Source organism: Salmonella sp. 32010601201800023SM (assembly GCF_017572235.1).
In the GTDB taxonomy this organism is placed as follows: Bacteria; Pseudomonadota; Gammaproteobacteria; order Enterobacterales; family Enterobacteriaceae; genus Salmonella; species Salmonella enterica.
The window spans coordinates 39,803-55,552 of sequence record NZ_JAGEQS010000003.1 but is presented as its reverse complement, the minus strand read 5'-3'; the positions used below and the strand labels follow the sequence as shown (position 1 = coordinate 55,552).

At 49.1% G+C, this 15,750-nt stretch carries 13 protein-coding genes; 8 read left to right on the top strand and 5 right to left on the bottom strand.

Annotated features, from left to right (window positions below):
- Positions 1-30: 30 nt before the first annotated feature.
- Complete coding sequence (gene mog / locus J4617_RS11070; RefSeq protein WP_001094677.1) at positions 31-621, top strand: molybdopterin adenylyltransferase; 591 nt, start codon at positions 31-33, stop codon at positions 619-621.
- Between the two features lie 56 nt (positions 622-677).
- Here the strand turns inward: mog and satP are convergent, their stop codons facing one another.
- The 3 genes from satP to J4617_RS11055 all read right to left on the bottom strand — a co-directional run bounded on the left by satP (position 678) and on the right by J4617_RS11055 (position 2,547).
- Positions 678-1,244 (bottom strand): acetate uptake transporter, encoded by a 567-nt coding sequence (satP, locus tag J4617_RS11065; protein WP_000528525.1) that lies wholly within the window; start codon positions 1,242-1,244, stop codon positions 678-680.
- A 149-nt stretch (positions 1,245-1,393) separates the two neighbouring features.
- Entirely contained in the window at positions 1,394-2,107 is a 714-nt protein-coding gene (gene msyB / locus J4617_RS11060) for an acidic protein MsyB (protein WP_001103477.1), read from the bottom strand.
- A 35-nt stretch (positions 2,108-2,142) separates the two neighbouring features.
- Complete coding sequence (locus J4617_RS11055; protein WP_001258090.1) at positions 2,143-2,547, bottom strand: DUF2541 family protein; 405 nt, start codon at positions 2,545-2,547, stop codon at positions 2,143-2,145.
- 348 nt (positions 2,548-2,895) lie between these two features.
- On the opposite strand from J4617_RS11055, the gene dnaK reads away from it, so the two are divergent.
- The 4 genes from dnaK to J4617_RS11035 all read left to right on the top strand — a co-directional run bounded on the left by dnaK (position 2,896) and on the right by J4617_RS11035 (position 7,736).
- The gene (dnaK, locus tag J4617_RS11050) at positions 2,896-4,812 is read left to right on the top strand and encodes a molecular chaperone DnaK (RefSeq protein WP_000516126.1); all 1,917 of its coding nucleotides are present in this window, start codon (positions 2,896-2,898) and stop codon (positions 4,810-4,812) included.
- Positions 4,813-4,897: 85 nt separating this feature from the next.
- Entirely contained in the window at positions 4,898-6,037 is a 1,140-nt protein-coding gene (dnaJ, locus tag J4617_RS11045; RefSeq protein WP_001119009.1) for a molecular chaperone DnaJ, read from the top strand.
- A 280-nt stretch (positions 6,038-6,317) separates the two neighbouring features.
- Complete coding sequence (locus J4617_RS11040) at positions 6,318-7,265, top strand: LysR family transcriptional regulator (protein ID WP_000534905.1); 948 nt, start codon at positions 6,318-6,320, stop codon at positions 7,263-7,265.
- A gap of 126 nt (positions 7,266-7,391) precedes the next feature.
- On the top strand, positions 7,392-7,736 hold the full coding sequence (locus J4617_RS11035) for a phage holin family protein (RefSeq protein ID WP_000026889.1): 345 nt from the start codon (positions 7,392-7,394) through the stop codon (positions 7,734-7,736).
- Between the two features lie 60 nt (positions 7,737-7,796).
- Here J4617_RS11035 and J4617_RS11030 read toward each other — a convergent pair whose 3' ends face one another.
- Positions 7,797-8,330: a glycoside hydrolase family 108 protein gene (locus J4617_RS11030; protein ID WP_001068132.1), complete on the bottom strand. Its 534-nt coding sequence runs from the start codon at positions 8,328-8,330 to the stop codon at positions 7,797-7,799.
- A gap of 16 nt (positions 8,331-8,346) precedes the next feature.
- Complete coding sequence (locus tag J4617_RS11025) at positions 8,347-8,790, bottom strand: transcriptional regulator (protein ID WP_000860681.1); 444 nt, start codon at positions 8,788-8,790, stop codon at positions 8,347-8,349.
- 380 nt (positions 8,791-9,170) lie between these two features.
- Here J4617_RS11025 and J4617_RS11020 point away from each other — a divergent pair, with 380 nt between their 5' ends.
- From J4617_RS11020 to J4617_RS11010, 3 genes are all read left to right on the top strand, one after another.
- The gene (locus tag J4617_RS11020; protein ID WP_000235796.1) at positions 9,171-11,270 is read left to right on the top strand and encodes a glycosyl hydrolase family 18 protein; all 2,100 of its coding nucleotides are present in this window, start codon (positions 9,171-9,173) and stop codon (positions 11,268-11,270) included.
- A 91-nt stretch (positions 11,271-11,361) separates the two neighbouring features.
- The gene (locus J4617_RS11015) at positions 11,362-14,358 is read left to right on the top strand and encodes a hypothetical protein (protein WP_017466058.1); all 2,997 of its coding nucleotides are present in this window, start codon (positions 11,362-11,364) and stop codon (positions 14,356-14,358) included.
- Between the two features lie 280 nt (positions 14,359-14,638).
- Positions 14,639-15,343 (top strand): winged helix-turn-helix transcriptional regulator, encoded by a 705-nt coding sequence (locus J4617_RS11010; RefSeq protein WP_000738617.1) that lies wholly within the window; start codon positions 14,639-14,641, stop codon positions 15,341-15,343.
- The last annotated feature ends 407 nt before the right edge of the window (positions 15,344-15,750 follow it).

Below are 15,750 nucleotides of genomic sequence, written 5' to 3'. Positions count from 1 at the left end.
GTTTAACGAGACTGTTTAAACGGAATAATCATGAATACTTTACGCATTGGCCTGGTTTCCATTTCTGACCGTGCTTCCAGCGGCGTTTACCAGGATAAAGGTATCCCGGCCCTTGAAGAGTGGCTGGCATCTGCCCTTACCACCCCTTTTGAGCTGCAAACGCGACTGATCCCGGATGAACAGGCGATCATCGAACAGACCTTATGTGAACTGGTTGATGAGATGAGCTGTCATCTGGTGCTGACCACTGGCGGTACCGGTCCGGCACGTCGCGACGTCACGCCGGACGCGACCCTTGCCATCGCCGACCGTGAAATGCCTGGTTTTGGCGAACAGATGCGCCAGATCAGCCTGCGCTTTGTGCCGACCGCCATTCTTTCCCGCCAGGTGGGCGTTATCCGTAAACAGGCGTTAATTCTTAATCTGCCTGGACAGCCAAAATCGATCAAAGAAACGCTGGAAGGCGTAAAAGCGGACGATGGCAGCGTTAGCGTGCCGGGCATTTTTGCGAGCGTGCCGTATTGCATACAGCTGCTTGACGGGCCGTATGTCGAAACCGCGCCGGAAGTGGTTGCCGCTTTCCGTCCGAAGAGCGCCAGACGTGAGAATATGTCGTCCTGACCGGAAAATACTGATAGTAGGGTTATTCCTCCCGGTGCGGGAGGAATAAAAGAGATTTAGTGCGCCTCGCCGATTGGCAGAATAGTGCGGCCAAATTGCTCGTTTAGCACTTCACCCATCGCCAGATAAATAGCGCTGGCGCCGCAAACCAGACCAACCCAGCCTGCGATATGGATAATGGCTTCGTTACCGGTGATATTGCCGACCGCCAGCAGAGCGAACAGTACGGTCAGGCTCAGGAAAACAAATTGCAGCGCGCGGGCGGCTTTCAGCGTACCGAAGAACATAAACAGCGTGAACACGCCCCACAGACCCAAATAAGCGCCGAGTAGCTGAGCGTCAGGCGCATCCGTCAGGCCCATTTTCGGCATCAGCAGGATAGCGACCAGCGTCAGCCAGAACGAACCGTAAGAGGTAAAGGCCGTTAAACCAAAGGTATTGCCTTTTTTATACTCCAGCAGACCGGCAAAAATTTGCGCGATACCGCCGTAGAAAATCCCCATCGCCAGAATAATACCGTCCAGGGCGAAAAAACCGGCATTGTGCAGGTTAAGCAGAATGGTGGTCATGCCGAAGCCCATCAGGCCCAGCGGTGCCGGATTAGCCAACTTAGTGTTGCCCATAATTCCTCAAAATCATCATAATTGAATGGTGAAATAGTTTCCCAGAATAACGAGTTCCGTATTCGGGGCGCGGCATAATAATCAGGGGGAAGAGGACTGTCTATGATCTAATAAGGGGGAAAAGAAAATATTTCCCCCTGTGAGGGCATTCACGCCTGAACGGCTGCCATCATTCGTCGCAGGCAGGCTATTTGCAACACCGCCGGAATAGTCACGCGATACGCGCTGCCGCTCATCGCTTTGACGCCGTTTAACGCCGCGCCGACCGGGCCGCCAAGACCTGCGCCGCGCAGCAATCCGTGGCCCAGGATGCTCATTGCGGCATGGGTACGCAAAATGCGGGTAAGCTGGGTGGAAAGCAGGTGGGAGACCCCTTTTGCCAGACTGCGATCTTTCATGAGCAGCGGCAGCAGTTCTTCCAGTTCAGAAACTTTGGCGTCTACGGCTTGCAGAAATTCCTGCTTATGCGCCGCGTCCATCTTCTGCCAGGTATGACGTAAAAAATGCTCCAGCAGTTGCTGTTCTATTTCAAACGTCGACATGCTTTTATCTGCTTTGAGTTTTAGCCGTTTTGCGACATCCAGCAGAATCGCGCGGTACTGTTTTCCGTGTCCGCGCAATTTGTTGGCGATACTGTCGCCGCCGTAATGCTGAAACTCGCCGGCAATGAGCTGCCAGTTACGGCGGTGTTGCTCCGGGTGACCTTCCATCGCTTTGAACAGTTCGTTATGACTAAGGACGCTTGACAAGCGAGCTTTGCCCTTTTCGTTATGCGTCAGCAAACGGGCGAAATCGGCGAGTTGTTCTTCGCTACAATGCTGAAGAAAGTCTAAATCCTCGTCGTGTAAATAGGTGACGTTCATTTTCAGTCTGGCTTTTGGAATAGAAATAACAGCGATTAATCGTCGCCAATGACTTTAAGTCTCGCCATATCGGAAGAATTTACCGTATGGCCTGAGAAGGTAATCTTTGATACGCAGCGTTTGTTGTCGTTATCGCTATTAATATTGATCCAGCCTGTTGTCTGGCCCTCTTTGATTGAGGAAGGGACGTTCAGGCTTTGGCTGGCGCTACGCGCAGTTTTAAAATAGACGGATGCGCCGCTAAGTTCGATGTCGCCGTGATCCGCCGTGAGTTGAATGCGCTTCACGATGCGGCAGACGGGAATTTTCAGCGTGAGATCGTTCGTTTCATTTCTGGGCATGGCAATAACACCCAGTATTTTATGGTCGTTCGCGTGCGCGACGCTACTTAACGCCAGGCCGAAAAGCAGGCTGGCGGAAATCGTTAACACAGATCGCATGAAATTTCTCTTTGACGGGTTCAATAAGCAATTACCGTCTATCATACTCTGCTCATGGCAACGATTCAGTTTTGTAATCTTTTCTTTTTATTACAATTTTTCTGTGAATGATATTCGTTTTTTAATTTATTTCATGAATATTTATCTGTCTGGTTTTCCATCGCGCCCTCTCGTCACTAAAAAATTTTTTCATCTCCCCCTTGATGACGTGGGTTACGACCCCATCTTGTAGTCAACCGCAGTGGTGAGTCTGAAAAAAAACGATTCAGGGTAGTTGAAACCGCACGTTTCGCCCTTATTACAGATTCACAACCACATGATGACCGAATTTTTAGTGGAGACGTTTAGATGGGTAAAATTATTGGTATCGACCTGGGTACTACCAACTCTTGTGTAGCGATTATGGATGGAACGCAGGCACGCGTGCTGGAGAACGCCGAGGGCGATCGCACTACGCCTTCTATCATTGCTTATACCCAGGATGGTGAAACTCTGGTTGGTCAGCCGGCTAAACGTCAGGCAGTGACAAACCCGCAAAACACCCTGTTTGCGATTAAACGCCTGATTGGCCGCCGCTTCCAGGACGAAGAAGTTCAACGTGACGTTTCTATCATGCCGTACAAAATCATCGGCGCCGACAACGGCGACGCATGGCTTGATGTGAAAGGTCAGAAAATGGCGCCGCCGCAGATTTCTGCCGAAGTGCTGAAGAAAATGAAGAAAACGGCTGAAGATTATCTGGGCGAACCGGTAACTGAAGCGGTTATCACCGTACCGGCTTACTTTAACGATGCGCAGCGTCAGGCAACCAAAGATGCTGGTCGAATCGCGGGGCTGGAAGTTAAACGTATCATCAACGAACCAACTGCCGCAGCGCTGGCTTACGGTCTGGATAAAGAAGTCGGCAACCGTACTATCGCGGTTTACGACCTCGGTGGTGGTACTTTCGATATCTCTATTATCGAAATCGACGAAGTTGATGGCGAAAAAACCTTTGAAGTTCTGGCAACCAACGGTGATACCCACCTGGGTGGTGAAGACTTCGATACCCGCCTGATCAACTACCTCGTTGACGAGTTTAAGAAAGATCAGGGCATTGACCTGCGTAACGATCCGCTGGCAATGCAGCGCCTGAAAGAAGCCGCAGAAAAAGCCAAAATCGAGCTGTCTTCTGCGCAGCAGACCGACGTGAACCTGCCGTACATTACCGCAGATGCCACCGGTCCGAAACACATGAACATCAAAGTGACTCGTGCGAAACTGGAAAGCTTGGTTGAAGATCTGGTGAACCGTTCTATCGAGCCGCTGAAAGTCGCACTGCAGGACGCTGGCCTGTCCGTGTCTGATATCAACGACGTGATCCTCGTCGGCGGTCAGACCCGTATGCCAATGGTGCAGAAAAAAGTGGCTGAATTCTTTGGTAAAGAGCCGCGTAAAGACGTTAACCCGGACGAAGCTGTGGCTATCGGCGCAGCGGTACAGGGCGGCGTATTGACCGGTGATGTGAAAGACGTACTGCTGCTGGACGTTACCCCGCTGTCTCTGGGTATCGAAACGATGGGTGGCGTGATGACTCCGCTTATCACCAAAAACACCACCATCCCGACCAAGCACAGCCAGGTGTTCTCTACTGCGGAAGACAACCAGTCTGCGGTAACCATCCATGTGCTGCAGGGTGAGCGTAAACGTGCGTCTGATAACAAATCTCTGGGTCAGTTCAACCTGGATGGCATCAACCCGGCGCCGCGCGGTATGCCGCAGATCGAAGTCACCTTCGATATCGATGCTGACGGTATCCTGCACGTCTCCGCGAAAGACAAAAATAGCGGTAAAGAGCAGAAGATCACTATCAAGGCGTCTTCTGGTCTGAACGAGGAAGAAATTCAGAAAATGGTTCGCGATGCAGAAGCGAACGCTGAATCCGACCGTAAGTTCGAAGAGCTGGTTCAGACCCGTAACCAGGGCGACCATCTGCTGCACAGCACCCGTAAGCAGGTTGAAGAAGCAGGCGATAAACTGCCGGCTGATGACAAAACCGCTATCGAGTCTGCGCTGAGCGCGCTGGAAACTGCCCTGAAAGGCGAAGATAAAGCCGCTATCGAAGCGAAAATGCAGGAACTGGCGCAGGTTTCCCAGAAACTGATGGAAATCGCTCAGCAGCAGCATGCGCAGCAGCAGGCTGGCTCCGCTGACGCTTCTGCAAACAATGCGAAAGATGACGACGTTGTCGACGCTGAGTTTGAAGAAGTAAAAGATAAAAAATAATCGCCCTTTGAACGGGTAATTACTGGCACGGGCGAAGAGGTTTCCTCTCCGCCCGTGTATGCATGTTAAGGGCAGATAAAAAGAGATGGCGAAAAGAGATTACTACGAGATTTTAGGCGTTTCCAAAACAGCGGAAGAGCGTGAAATCAAAAAGGCGTATAAGCGCCTGGCCATGAAATATCATCCGGACCGCAATCAGGGTGATAAAGAGGCCGAAGCTAAGTTTAAAGAGATTAAAGAAGCCTACGAAGTGCTGACCGATGCGCAAAAACGCGCAGCCTACGATCAGTATGGTCACGCCGCGTTTGAACAAGGCGGGATGGGCGGCGGATTTGGCGGCGGCTTTAATGGCGGCGCTGATTTCAGTGATATCTTTGGTGACGTTTTTGGCGATATCTTTGGCGGCGGGCGTGGTCGCCAACGTGCGGCGCGTGGGGCTGATTTGCGTTATAACATGGATCTCACCCTGGAAGAAGCGGTGCGTGGCGTGACCAAAGAGATCCGTATTCCGACGCTGGAGGAGTGCGACGTTTGCCACGGCAGCGGCGCGAAAGCTGGTACGCAACCGCAAACCTGTCCGACCTGTCATGGTTCTGGTCAGGTACAGATGCGCCAGGGATTCTTTGCTGTACAGCAGACCTGCCCACACTGTCAGGGCCGCGGTACGCTGATCAAAGATCCGTGCCATAAATGTCACGGTCATGGGCGTGTTGAAAAGAGTAAAACTCTGTCCGTTAAAATCCCGGCGGGCGTGGATACCGGCGATCGTATTCGTCTGGCAGGCGAGGGCGAAGCGGGCGAGCATGGCGCACCGGCAGGCGACTTGTACGTTCAGGTCCAGGTGAAACAACACCCTATTTTCGAGCGTGAAGGCAATAATCTTTATTGCGAAGTGCCGATCAACTTTGCGATGGCGGCGCTGGGCGGTGAAATTGAAGTGCCGACGTTAGATGGTCGTGTGATGCTGAAAGTACCGAGCGAAACACAAACGGGCAAGCTGTTCCGTATGCGCGGCAAAGGCGTGAAGTCCGTACGCGGTGGCGCGCAGGGCGATTTGCTGTGCCGTGTGGTGGTTGAAACGCCGGTCGGTCTGAGCGAAAAACAGAAGCAATTGCTAAAAGATCTTCAGGAAAGTTTTGGCGGCCCGACGGGAGAGAAAAACAGCCCGCGTTCAAAAAGCTTCTTTGACGGCGTGAAAAAATTCTTTGACGATTTGACTCGCTAATCTTTTTCCCGTTGTATTTTTCTTCAGCCCGGGTGTATATCCGGGCTTTTTTCTGCCTGTACGCGCCCAGGCTTCTGTTAAACGCATCGTATCCTCTCATTTGTTGATATTTTGTTTTTACTGATAAACAAATTGATGTTAATCAGCAGTTTTGTATACGCTTATTCTTTAAAAAAACGTGATGTGATGACATTAATGATTGCTTTTTTAGATGCTGTGAATTGATTTATCTTGAGTATTATCTATATTGCTTTTTTTAGTTTCCGGAGGCAGACAGCGAATGGGATCGAAAGGTGCCAACAAGAGCTTTGATTATAATTTAATCAAAATTCTTGACGCTGTTATTTTGTCAGGAAATGCGGCTATGGCGGCAAAAAAGTTAGGCATTACACCGGCTGCCGTTTCTCTGGCGTTAAAGCGCCTGCAGAGTTATTACCCGGAAGAACTGTTTAGCAGAGGGAAAGGCGGGCTCATCCCCACAGCTAAGGCTGTCGACATTCACCAAAATTTCAGTCAGGTGATGAAACTGGTGGATGACACCTTTCTCTGTAATAGTAAAAAAGATGAAGCGTTCCAGATAACGTTATTAGGCAGTGATATTGTTGAAAGCTATTATCTTTCTCAGCTCTATAACAGCGATATATTTGACCGTATTTTGATAAATCATTTCTCCGTCAGAAATATGAGTCGGGAGCATATCAGCGAACTTCTGTTTACTGCGCAAGGCGATCTGTTGATTAGTGCCGAACCTTTGCTGGAGTCCGGCATAGAGAATCAAATCATTGATAGTTTTAAATCATTTGTTTGTATCTGCAGCAGTAAACACATGCTGAGTACCCTCTCACAACTGTCGCTACATCATTTTTATTCTTCGCGTCATGCGTTATATCAGCCGGGGATGGGGGCTTCAGTGATATATCATGATAGCGAGTTATTTAAGGATGAGCTTTACTATACTGGCAGGCGTATTGTCGGCTATCGCAGTGATTCGCTTAACGGTTTGATGAGCATGATCGAACGAACCTCATTGATTGCATTGATGCCTTTGAAATTAGCGCTTTTTTATAAAAATCATCGTAAATATGACATTAAATTTATTCAGCCTCCGCCCGAACTGGCTTTGAAGTCAGTTCAGGTTTATGCATCCTGGAATAAAAATAGTAGAAATATATCGACGATTAATGAGATGGTAAGTATGTTACAAACGCTTTCCTCCTTCCGTCGTTAATACACCTCATTTTTACGCTTTGATTTAATATGGTTTTAAATGATGTGCTTTGATTTTTACCCTCCTGACAGGGCGCTTACACTCCTTGTGTTAATTATTCATTTATAATGATTTCGGAGTGTTAAAATGTCTATTCCCAACCATGTGTCGACAACGGAAGTTGTGCTATTGGAGCTAGAGATCTTACTCACTATTATTTCGATTGGCGCGTGGGGAGGCTTTGTCAGCTATCTTTTACGCAAAGATAAGACAGAATATAATAGTTCTCATGAAAGTATTAAATATTGCTTAACGCAGATCGTGATTTCCTGCTTCACCAGTTTCTTGTTAAGCGCGATTGCGATCGAAAAAGAATGCAGTTTCAACATTGTTCTGTTGGCGGCAGGCTTAGGCGGTGTTTTCGCGAGTCCGATCTTAAAGATTCTTGGGCGGCGGATTAAAAAAATTATCGAAGGTAATAATTCAGATTAATTATCATTTGCAGTATCAGGCTCATCCGTGAGCCTTTTACGCGTCTTTTTTCAGCCTGGTCTAGGTCACTCTATTCTTGATCCAGCCATAAATAAATTGTTCGTTATTGTGGTTTTTCTCAGCAACGTTTAAGTAGTACGTGCCCTGACTGCAATTGAGGGCTTTCACCAAAACGGCTTCCCCTTCCTGGCCTCGCCAGGCCAAATAATGTTCGAGAGCGGCAAGCGTCCGCGGGCCAATATTGCCATCCACATGAATATCCGGGTAGCGTTTACCTTCGTGATTAAAGACGTTCAACCAGCGTTGCAGCCACGCGCTGGGGTGGTAAGCGCCTATGTTGACTGCCGCATCGCACAGCTCGAAGGAGACTGGCCACGATAGCGTCGAGATGACGTCAAAACCTGGTTTTATCCAGTAATCCTCTTCGAGAATCGCGTAGGCTTCAGCGTGGGTCAGATCCCGCATATCGCCAGCATAGCCATGCGCTCGCGCCGTGGCTTCGGTAATGCCCCAATGGGTGGCGCCGCCTTTATCTTTAGGGTTAAATACGTAACCGCCTTCAAGCGCAATAATTCCATCTATAATTGGATTCATCTTCCCTTTCCTTCGCTTAGTGAATATGCAGATACATGAGAGAACCTAACGTTACTGAAAATACGGTCGTCAGGGCGGCGATGGTTTGCCGTACAATCTGTTTTTTTCTTCCCTTTGTTTCGCTATCCGTCGCGATAATGGCGATATCACTATTCACTTTGAGACCTTGTCTTGGAATGGTAATAAAAAGATCGTTAATACCAAGCGCTTTAAGGTCACGTCTGATTAAATAGAGAATCTGCGTTAGATTTGCATCATTAACATAATGGCTTCGACTTCCCCATAACGCAGTGGTTATTTTTTGTCGCTCGATAATCTCCAGATGAGCATTCTCGATGATGAAACTGAGACATTTGGCTCTCATCGCAGTCATTTTAATAACCTGTGAATTTGAGACCGTCCTCAGTTCATATTTACCTTCATTGTAAATGCAATTGCTATTAATGATATAAGTTTTCATAACGTCTTCCTTTAGAAATGTACATCCTGGTTGTCTGTGGTGACTATATTGTATGAGAAATGTCTTAATCCAATAAATGTCACTGGTTTTATTGTATTGTCATTGTCTATAGCGAGTGTAATCACATTATTTCATTGTAATTAAATGATATTTAATTACATGATAAATGATATTTACTATGTTCTCACCAGAACGGAGTAAGCGGGCGCTGAGAGGTGTTGTTTTCTCTTCGTTAGACGGTGTTGTTAACCTCATTTTTATGATTTTTATATCATCTAAAAAGATGATGTTTTGTGATTAGCTATTTTTTATGCCTGTAACGATTATGGACCCCGCAGAACGAGCTGCGACAATTTTGAAACGTAAAAGGAAATTTGAAAATGGCTACAAGCAAACTGATTCAAGGCGATACAATTACTGAAACTACTCATGCAGCGAATGGTTTTGACCCTGCAACAAGCGATGATAAAATAAGCTATACTTCCGCTCGTGTTGCGAAACCGGTATACAATAAATATAAAAATTCCACGACTAAACCGAAGGTATTCGGTTATTACACCGACTGGTCACAGTATGACAGCCGTCTGCAAGGCAATATGTCCCAACCGGGCCGTGGTTATGATTTAACCAAAGTTTCACCGACGGCTTATGACAAACTGATTTTTGGCTTTGTTGGCATCACCGGTTTCAGAAAAATTGATACAGAAGACCGCGATGTCGTAGCAGAAGCGGCAGCGCTGTGCGGCAAAGTGAAATATGAGCCGACCTTCCTCGACCCATGGGGCGACTTCCAGTCTTATATCAACCTCGGCTTTGATGTCAGCGGCTGGGATGTGGATCCGAAGACTGTAACTCAGTCTAACGCCAAGGGTCTGCTGGGCGCGCTGCGTGATATGCAGGCAAAAGCGAAAGCCGCAGGTCACACGCTGGCGCTCTCCATGAGTATCGGCGGCTGGAGCATGAGTAACGGGTTCCACGAAACCGCCGCTTCTGACTCTTCTCGTAAAATCTTCGCCAAAGGCGTGGTGAAACTGTTCAAACAGTTCCCGATGTTCAGCGAAGTGGATATTGACTGGGAATACCCGAACAATGAAGGGGCGGGCAACCCGTTTGGTCCGGAAGATGGCGCTAACTACGCGCTGCTGATTGCCGAACTGCGTAAACAGCTGGATTCCGCGGGTCTGAGCAATGTGAAGATCTCTATTGCCGCTTCTGCTGTCACTACTATTTTTGACTATGCGAAAGTAAAAGATCTGATGGCTGCTGGCCTGTATGGCATCAACCTGATGACCTATGACTTCTTCGGTACGCCGTGGGCGGAAACTCTGGGCCACCACACCAACCGCAAAGCGCTGGAAGAGGGCGGCTGGGCTGTCGAAACCATCGTTGATCACCTGCTGGCGGAAGGTTTCTCCGCTGACCGTATCAACATCGGTTATGCCGGCTATACCCGTAACGCTCGTCAGGTAGAAATTGAATCCCTGTCGCCGCTGAAAGGTTCTTACAACCCAGGTTCAGGCCCTACTACCGGTTCCTTTGAATCCGGCACCAGTGAATGGTATGACGTCATTTATAGCTACCTGGATCTGGAAAACCAGAAAGGCCGTAACGGTTTCAACGTTTACACCGACCAGGTCGCTGACGCTGACTACCTGTATAGCCCGGAATCCAAACTGTTTTTATCCCTGGATACGCCGCGTACTGTCAAAGCAAAAGGCGAATATGCAGCGAAACTGGGCCTGGGCGGCGTGTTTACCTGGACTATCGATCAGGACAACGGCGTGCTGGTTAACGCCGTGCGTGAAGGTCTGGGTTATGAAATCGAATCTGAAGTTATCGATATGGAACCGTTCTACTTTGAAGGTATCAATGTAGAAAAAGATGAAGAGCAGAGCGACAGCGACGACGCGCAGAAGGTCAACCACGCGCCGAAAGCGGCGATTGAACTGCTGGTCGTAGGCGGATCTACGGTACAGCTGTCTGGCGCAGGTTCTTCTGATGAAGATAACGATGAGCTGTCCTTTAGCTGGGGCGTGCCTTCTCAAATCACTGTGGCAGACAAAACGGCTGAAATCATTGAGGTTGTGGTACCGGAAGTTAGCGAAAAAACAGCCTTCCAGTTCACCCTGTTTGTACGCGACTGCTACAACGAACCGTCCTCTCAACAGCGCTTTGTTCTGACGGCTGTGCCTGCGCTATCTCAGGTTCAACCGGAACCGGAAGAGGAAGAAGAGATTATCGTTCCTGTACCGGACGAGGAAGAAGATACCACACCGGCTGAGGATGATACGCCAGCAGATGACAAAACGTCACCTTACGCGCAGTGGGATGCTTCTACCGTTTATGGCGCAAACTGGGGTTCTTTCGAAATCGTTAGCTGGAAAGGCCATAACTATCAGGTGAAATGGTGGTCTATGGGCAACCAGCCTGACCTGAACTGCGGTGTCGGCGGTGCATGGACCGATCTTGGCGCTTACTAATACACGGTATTAAGCCGATGTATTGGGCTTCATGATTCAAGCCCCGGTTTACCGGGGCTTTTCTCCACCAGGGACAGAGGAAGAGTAGACCATGACCATTTCCATTCACGCCAGCGCATTTGACGTCAACAGCTGGTATCAAAAAATCACCTTAACCTTCATCAATGAGAGCGGTAATGCGGTCGATATGAACCATGCCGCAATATCATTCACGGCTTCCGGGCACATCGATCCATGGGGAAATAGCGGCGGTACGCTCAAAGGGAACCTGCCGCTTACGCTGAATGAGAGTTCGTATGGCACGCTGGAAACTAACAACATCATCATTAATAACAGCGATGCATTACTTCTTCAGCCGGGCGAACGCGGGACGCTCTCTTTCAGCCTCGCGGCGACGCAGGTGCCGGTAAAAATGTCCGCCATCACCTTGACGCTGGCGTCATCGTCATCCGAAGACGCAGAGTCTGAAACCCCATCCGATCAGGAGACGCCAGCGATACCCGCCGCAGACGAACAACTCGCCGAACCCGATGTGCCGGAAAAGGACAATGATCTTCAGGAACACGGCCTTACGCTTAACGTTAGCGAGTTGAATACCGCAAGTTGGTATCAACGCGTCACCTTTACGCTGACCAACCTCTACGCCCAGGCGGTAGATCTCAATCAGCTTCAACTGAATTTTACGGCCAGCGCGCACCCCGATCCCTACAGTCCGTTTCAGGGAACAATGTTGGGGAATCAGGCCGTGACGCTGGCCAGCGATGGGGGATGGCCCATCGAGAAGAATACCATCACCATTAATCATGACGGCGCGCTGATGCTGGCGGCGGGGGATACCGCCGAATTACAGTGCTATCTGGCCGCCACGCAGACGCCAGTTGCCATCAGCGATTTGAACGCGACGTTGGCCCATGATCCTGCCCGTCAGGGAAAAGTTTGCGTTCATTTTCCTGCCATGACGCAGACCGTGGCGCTCAAACCGGTGATTGAGCTGCTGTTTCCTGCCGGCGAAACCCGGCGCTTTGTCGGTGAGTGGGGCGAGGTTCTGACAATAGGCGATCTTAGCGCAGGAACGTATCGGCTTACCGTACCGGTACTGGCGAATGATGAGATGCAAATCGCGCCAGTCGAGTCCTCTTTTACCGTTACGCTGCAATCCGGCGATGCCGCCGCGCAGGTCCAGGTATCCTGTCTGCCGATTGTCCGTTATGCCAGCGCGCGTCTGATGATTGACGCCCCTGCGCTTGGTAATGCGAAATTGACCGTTGAGATCGCCGATGCTACGCAAGCGGATGAGCGTACCGTCACGCTGATCGCCAACCAACCGCAGTTAATCACCCGGCTACTGGCGGGGCATCATTATACGGTCAATCTGCAGCCTGCGATGATTAATAACCGCTTTATAGCGGCACCCATACAGCTTACGGGATTTATCCCTGCTGCGGCGCAGATTGCCGAGGTTGCTGTCGCTTACCAACAGTCGGCGCTCGACACGGCGAGTTTCGTGACGGTGGATGCCACTATACTGGGTCTGCCAGATGGCGTCGCGCCGCAGCGTTATCTGTTCAGTAGCGGTAAATATCAATACTCATTAATGCTGGAGAGCGGCAGCGATCGGCAGACGTTGGCATTACGCTTTGCGCCCGGGCTGTATGATGTTCAGACGGACGATATTTTCATCGACAGCGTGCCGTGGCGTTGTGAACAGGCCGGGCCGCTACGGTTGTTGCAAAAGGTCAACCATGTGGCGCTGGAGTTTCTGCCCGGCGTGACGCTACAGGTAAAAGGTTGGCCTGATTACCTTGCTCATGGCGGCGTGACGGTTAACGCGCCAGAGACGGTTTCTCTTTATCGCGATATACCGTTTAGCGCGTTGTTTAAATACGATGGTTTTGACGGCGGCGGCGATCCGGTTCCGGCCGCGGAGGTTGACGTGAACGGGGATGGTTTTCTGGATTACGCGACGTTACCGATCCATAAAACCGTTGCGCTGGTGCGCCAGATAGAAAAAGAAGCCGGGCGTAGCGTCATGCCGGTAATGGTCATTTATACCGCGAATGCCAGCGGCGGTAGCGCGCTGGCGGATTTACAGGATGCGCAAAAGCTACGTAACCATTTTGGTAACTTTATTACCCAGTGTCTGGCGGCGCAGTCATACAAAGATGAGACGCATCCTGTCCCGGCCACCTTTGTGCTTAACCCGGATTTTCTCGGGGCGCTACAGCAAGGACCGTATGGCTATACCGTAGTACGGCAAAAAAACAGTGTGCCGGTGAATGCCCAACTGGCGGCGGCGATACAAGCATTACCGGCGATGGCTGGCTTTATCGCGCCTTCGTTGCCGACGTTTAGCGACGATCTCTACGGCTATATTCAGGCGGTGAACTATCTTGTTCGTCAGTTTGCCCCGGATGTGGCTTTTGGCTGGCAGACGAATGTCTGGGCGACAGGAACGGCGGACTGGGTGCTGCGCGATACCGCTGATCCGGTAGCTGAAGGGCAGGCGATCGCCGGATTTATTCATGAACTGGGCGTTTATAGCGGAGAATATGCGCCGGACTTTATTGCGTTTGATAAATTTGAGCGTGACTGTTTCAGTCCTGATGCGCTTGCCCACTATGGCTGGAATGCGACATGCTGGCTTAATTACCTGGCGATGGTCAAACAGGTGACGAAAGCGCTGCTGACGCCCGCCATGCTGTGGCAAATCCCAGGCGGCCATATGCCTACAGTAGAAGAGGGCGTCAGTAAAATCAGCGCTGCGCACTTTGCATCCGGCGGAACCTTTTTTATGGGTGACGCCCGTATTGGCAGCGATCCTGACACGCTCTCTTTGCAGCTACTCAATACGGCCTTAAATAGCGCGACTTACGGCGTCCCGACCGTCGGCGACTTTTTACGTAAAGATAAAGGGTATGACTGGGGCCAGATGCAGGCGCTGAACCTACCGGACTTTAACGTCTTTTCGATCTTATGGGGCGGTGGTTCTACTATCAGTATTACGACAATCCATTCTAACGGTGAAGACGGCGGCTGGCTGGCGGATAAAATGGTAGAGTATTATGCTGCCCCTCGCTATTTCAGATAATATCACTGCTTATTTGCATTAATCTGGACTATTAGTTTGAGATTCGAAGGCGCGTTCTTTCGAATCTCTTTTCCTGCGCCCCCTGACCTCTCATTCTTTATGCGTAATTTGTTATTAATTTTCTGTAATCATTTTGTATTAAGAATTGTCTTAATCTTAAAAATATTGCGTATTAGTGCGTTGTGAATACAGAAATACTGCATAGCGATGTTATTTATTATTAATTTAAGTACTTTTTGAGAGGTTATACTGTGACGCTACATTGAGTAGACAACCGTTAATGAAAAAAATGATGAACGACGCTTTTGCTAAAGATAATAATGAGAATTCATTACACTCTTTTCTTTTTTCTCAGCAGGCTAAACCTCACGCGGCAATTGATGCCTTATTTTCGGCCTTGTTGCCATTTGGTCAACCGTTTACGCTGGGTATCGGCGATGAGTTTTATTTACAGGCAAATGATGAACACTACATTGTATTACTGGAGTCAGGCGTTGTTTCTTTCTGTCATGATGACAAACGACTCCATATATCTTCATCGTTTGCGCCATCGGTCGTGGGTATGGTTGACAGCTATGGCGCTACCTATAATGTCCCCGCGCGACCGGAACACTTTTTGCTCGCAGAAACGGTTTGTACCGGTAGATTTGTTCGCCTGCCGGATTTTATAAAAATCGCCGATGAATGCGATTTGTGGCACGACGTGGCCCGTTGTCTGGCTTACCGTCTGATGGTGATGAGCGCGCGCGATCGTGAATTAGTCGGCGTCGATTCTTATCTGAAAGTTCGGGCGTTGCTGACTGAAATCTGGGCTTATCCACAGGCCTACCGGGAAAGCATTATCGTGTTGAATTTTATTCAACGGCGTACCGGGATATCGCGCAGTCGGACTATGAAGATTCTGTCTGAACTAAAAAAAGGCGGGTATATCCATATTGATAATGGGCGGCTGACGGCGCTCGGAAAACTACCAGTGGCGTATTAATGTACTATGCGCAACGATATATTTACATATCTCGACTGAATTTGCCTGGTATCGTTAATAGAATGTTTTACTGAAGGTTGTTATGAAAGCTATTTTTAAAAAGTCAATATGGCTAAAGGAGATAGGCCGAACGACCGGTGTAAAGTTAATATAAAACAAGAGGTTATGCCTGGTCCTATAAAACCAAATGTCGATGATTGCAACTTGCCGTTGGCTTGCTAATAATTAATAACATCGTTATCTCATTATAACGTAAAGATTAACTCACGACGTTGAGTGGCTGTTTTATTGCCTCTGACATTTATATCAGAACAAGAAGACACTTTTTTTCGCATAAGAAAAAGTCGTGATATTGCTGTGAAGAAATATCAGCAGCCGTTTCGTTAAAAAATCTGATTACCCTCATT

What these genes read in the sequence shown, in the direction of transcription:
- mog (WP_001094677.1), top strand. Translation starts at nt 31, where the DNA reads ATGAATACTTTACGCATTGGCCTGGTTTCCATTTCTGACCGTGCTTCC.
- satP (WP_000528525.1), bottom strand. Translation starts at nt 1,244, where the DNA reads ATGGGCAACACTAAGTTGGCTAATCCGGCACCGCTGGGCCTGATGGGC.
- msyB (WP_001103477.1), bottom strand. Translation starts at nt 2,107, where the DNA reads ATGAACGTCACCTATTTACACGACGAGGATTTAGACTTTCTTCAGCAT.
- J4617_RS11055 (WP_001258090.1), bottom strand. Translation starts at nt 2,547, where the DNA reads ATGCGATCTGTGTTAACGATTTCCGCCAGCCTGCTTTTCGGCCTGGCG.
- dnaK (WP_000516126.1), top strand. Translation starts at nt 2,896, where the DNA reads ATGGGTAAAATTATTGGTATCGACCTGGGTACTACCAACTCTTGTGTA.
- dnaJ (WP_001119009.1), top strand. Translation starts at nt 4,898, where the DNA reads ATGGCGAAAAGAGATTACTACGAGATTTTAGGCGTTTCCAAAACAGCG.
- J4617_RS11040 (WP_000534905.1), top strand. Translation starts at nt 6,318, where the DNA reads ATGGGATCGAAAGGTGCCAACAAGAGCTTTGATTATAATTTAATCAAA.
- J4617_RS11035 (WP_000026889.1), top strand. Translation starts at nt 7,392, where the DNA reads ATGTCTATTCCCAACCATGTGTCGACAACGGAAGTTGTGCTATTGGAG.
- J4617_RS11030 (WP_001068132.1), bottom strand. Translation starts at nt 8,330, where the DNA reads ATGAATCCAATTATAGATGGAATTATTGCGCTTGAAGGCGGTTACGTA.
- J4617_RS11025 (WP_000860681.1), bottom strand. Translation starts at nt 8,790, where the DNA reads ATGAAAACTTATATCATTAATAGCAATTGCATTTACAATGAAGGTAAA.
- J4617_RS11020 (WP_000235796.1), top strand. Translation starts at nt 9,171, where the DNA reads ATGGCTACAAGCAAACTGATTCAAGGCGATACAATTACTGAAACTACT.
- J4617_RS11015 (WP_017466058.1), top strand. Translation starts at nt 11,362, where the DNA reads ATGACCATTTCCATTCACGCCAGCGCATTTGACGTCAACAGCTGGTAT.
- J4617_RS11010 (WP_000738617.1), top strand. Translation starts at nt 14,639, where the DNA reads ATGAAAAAAATGATGAACGACGCTTTTGCTAAAGATAATAATGAGAAT.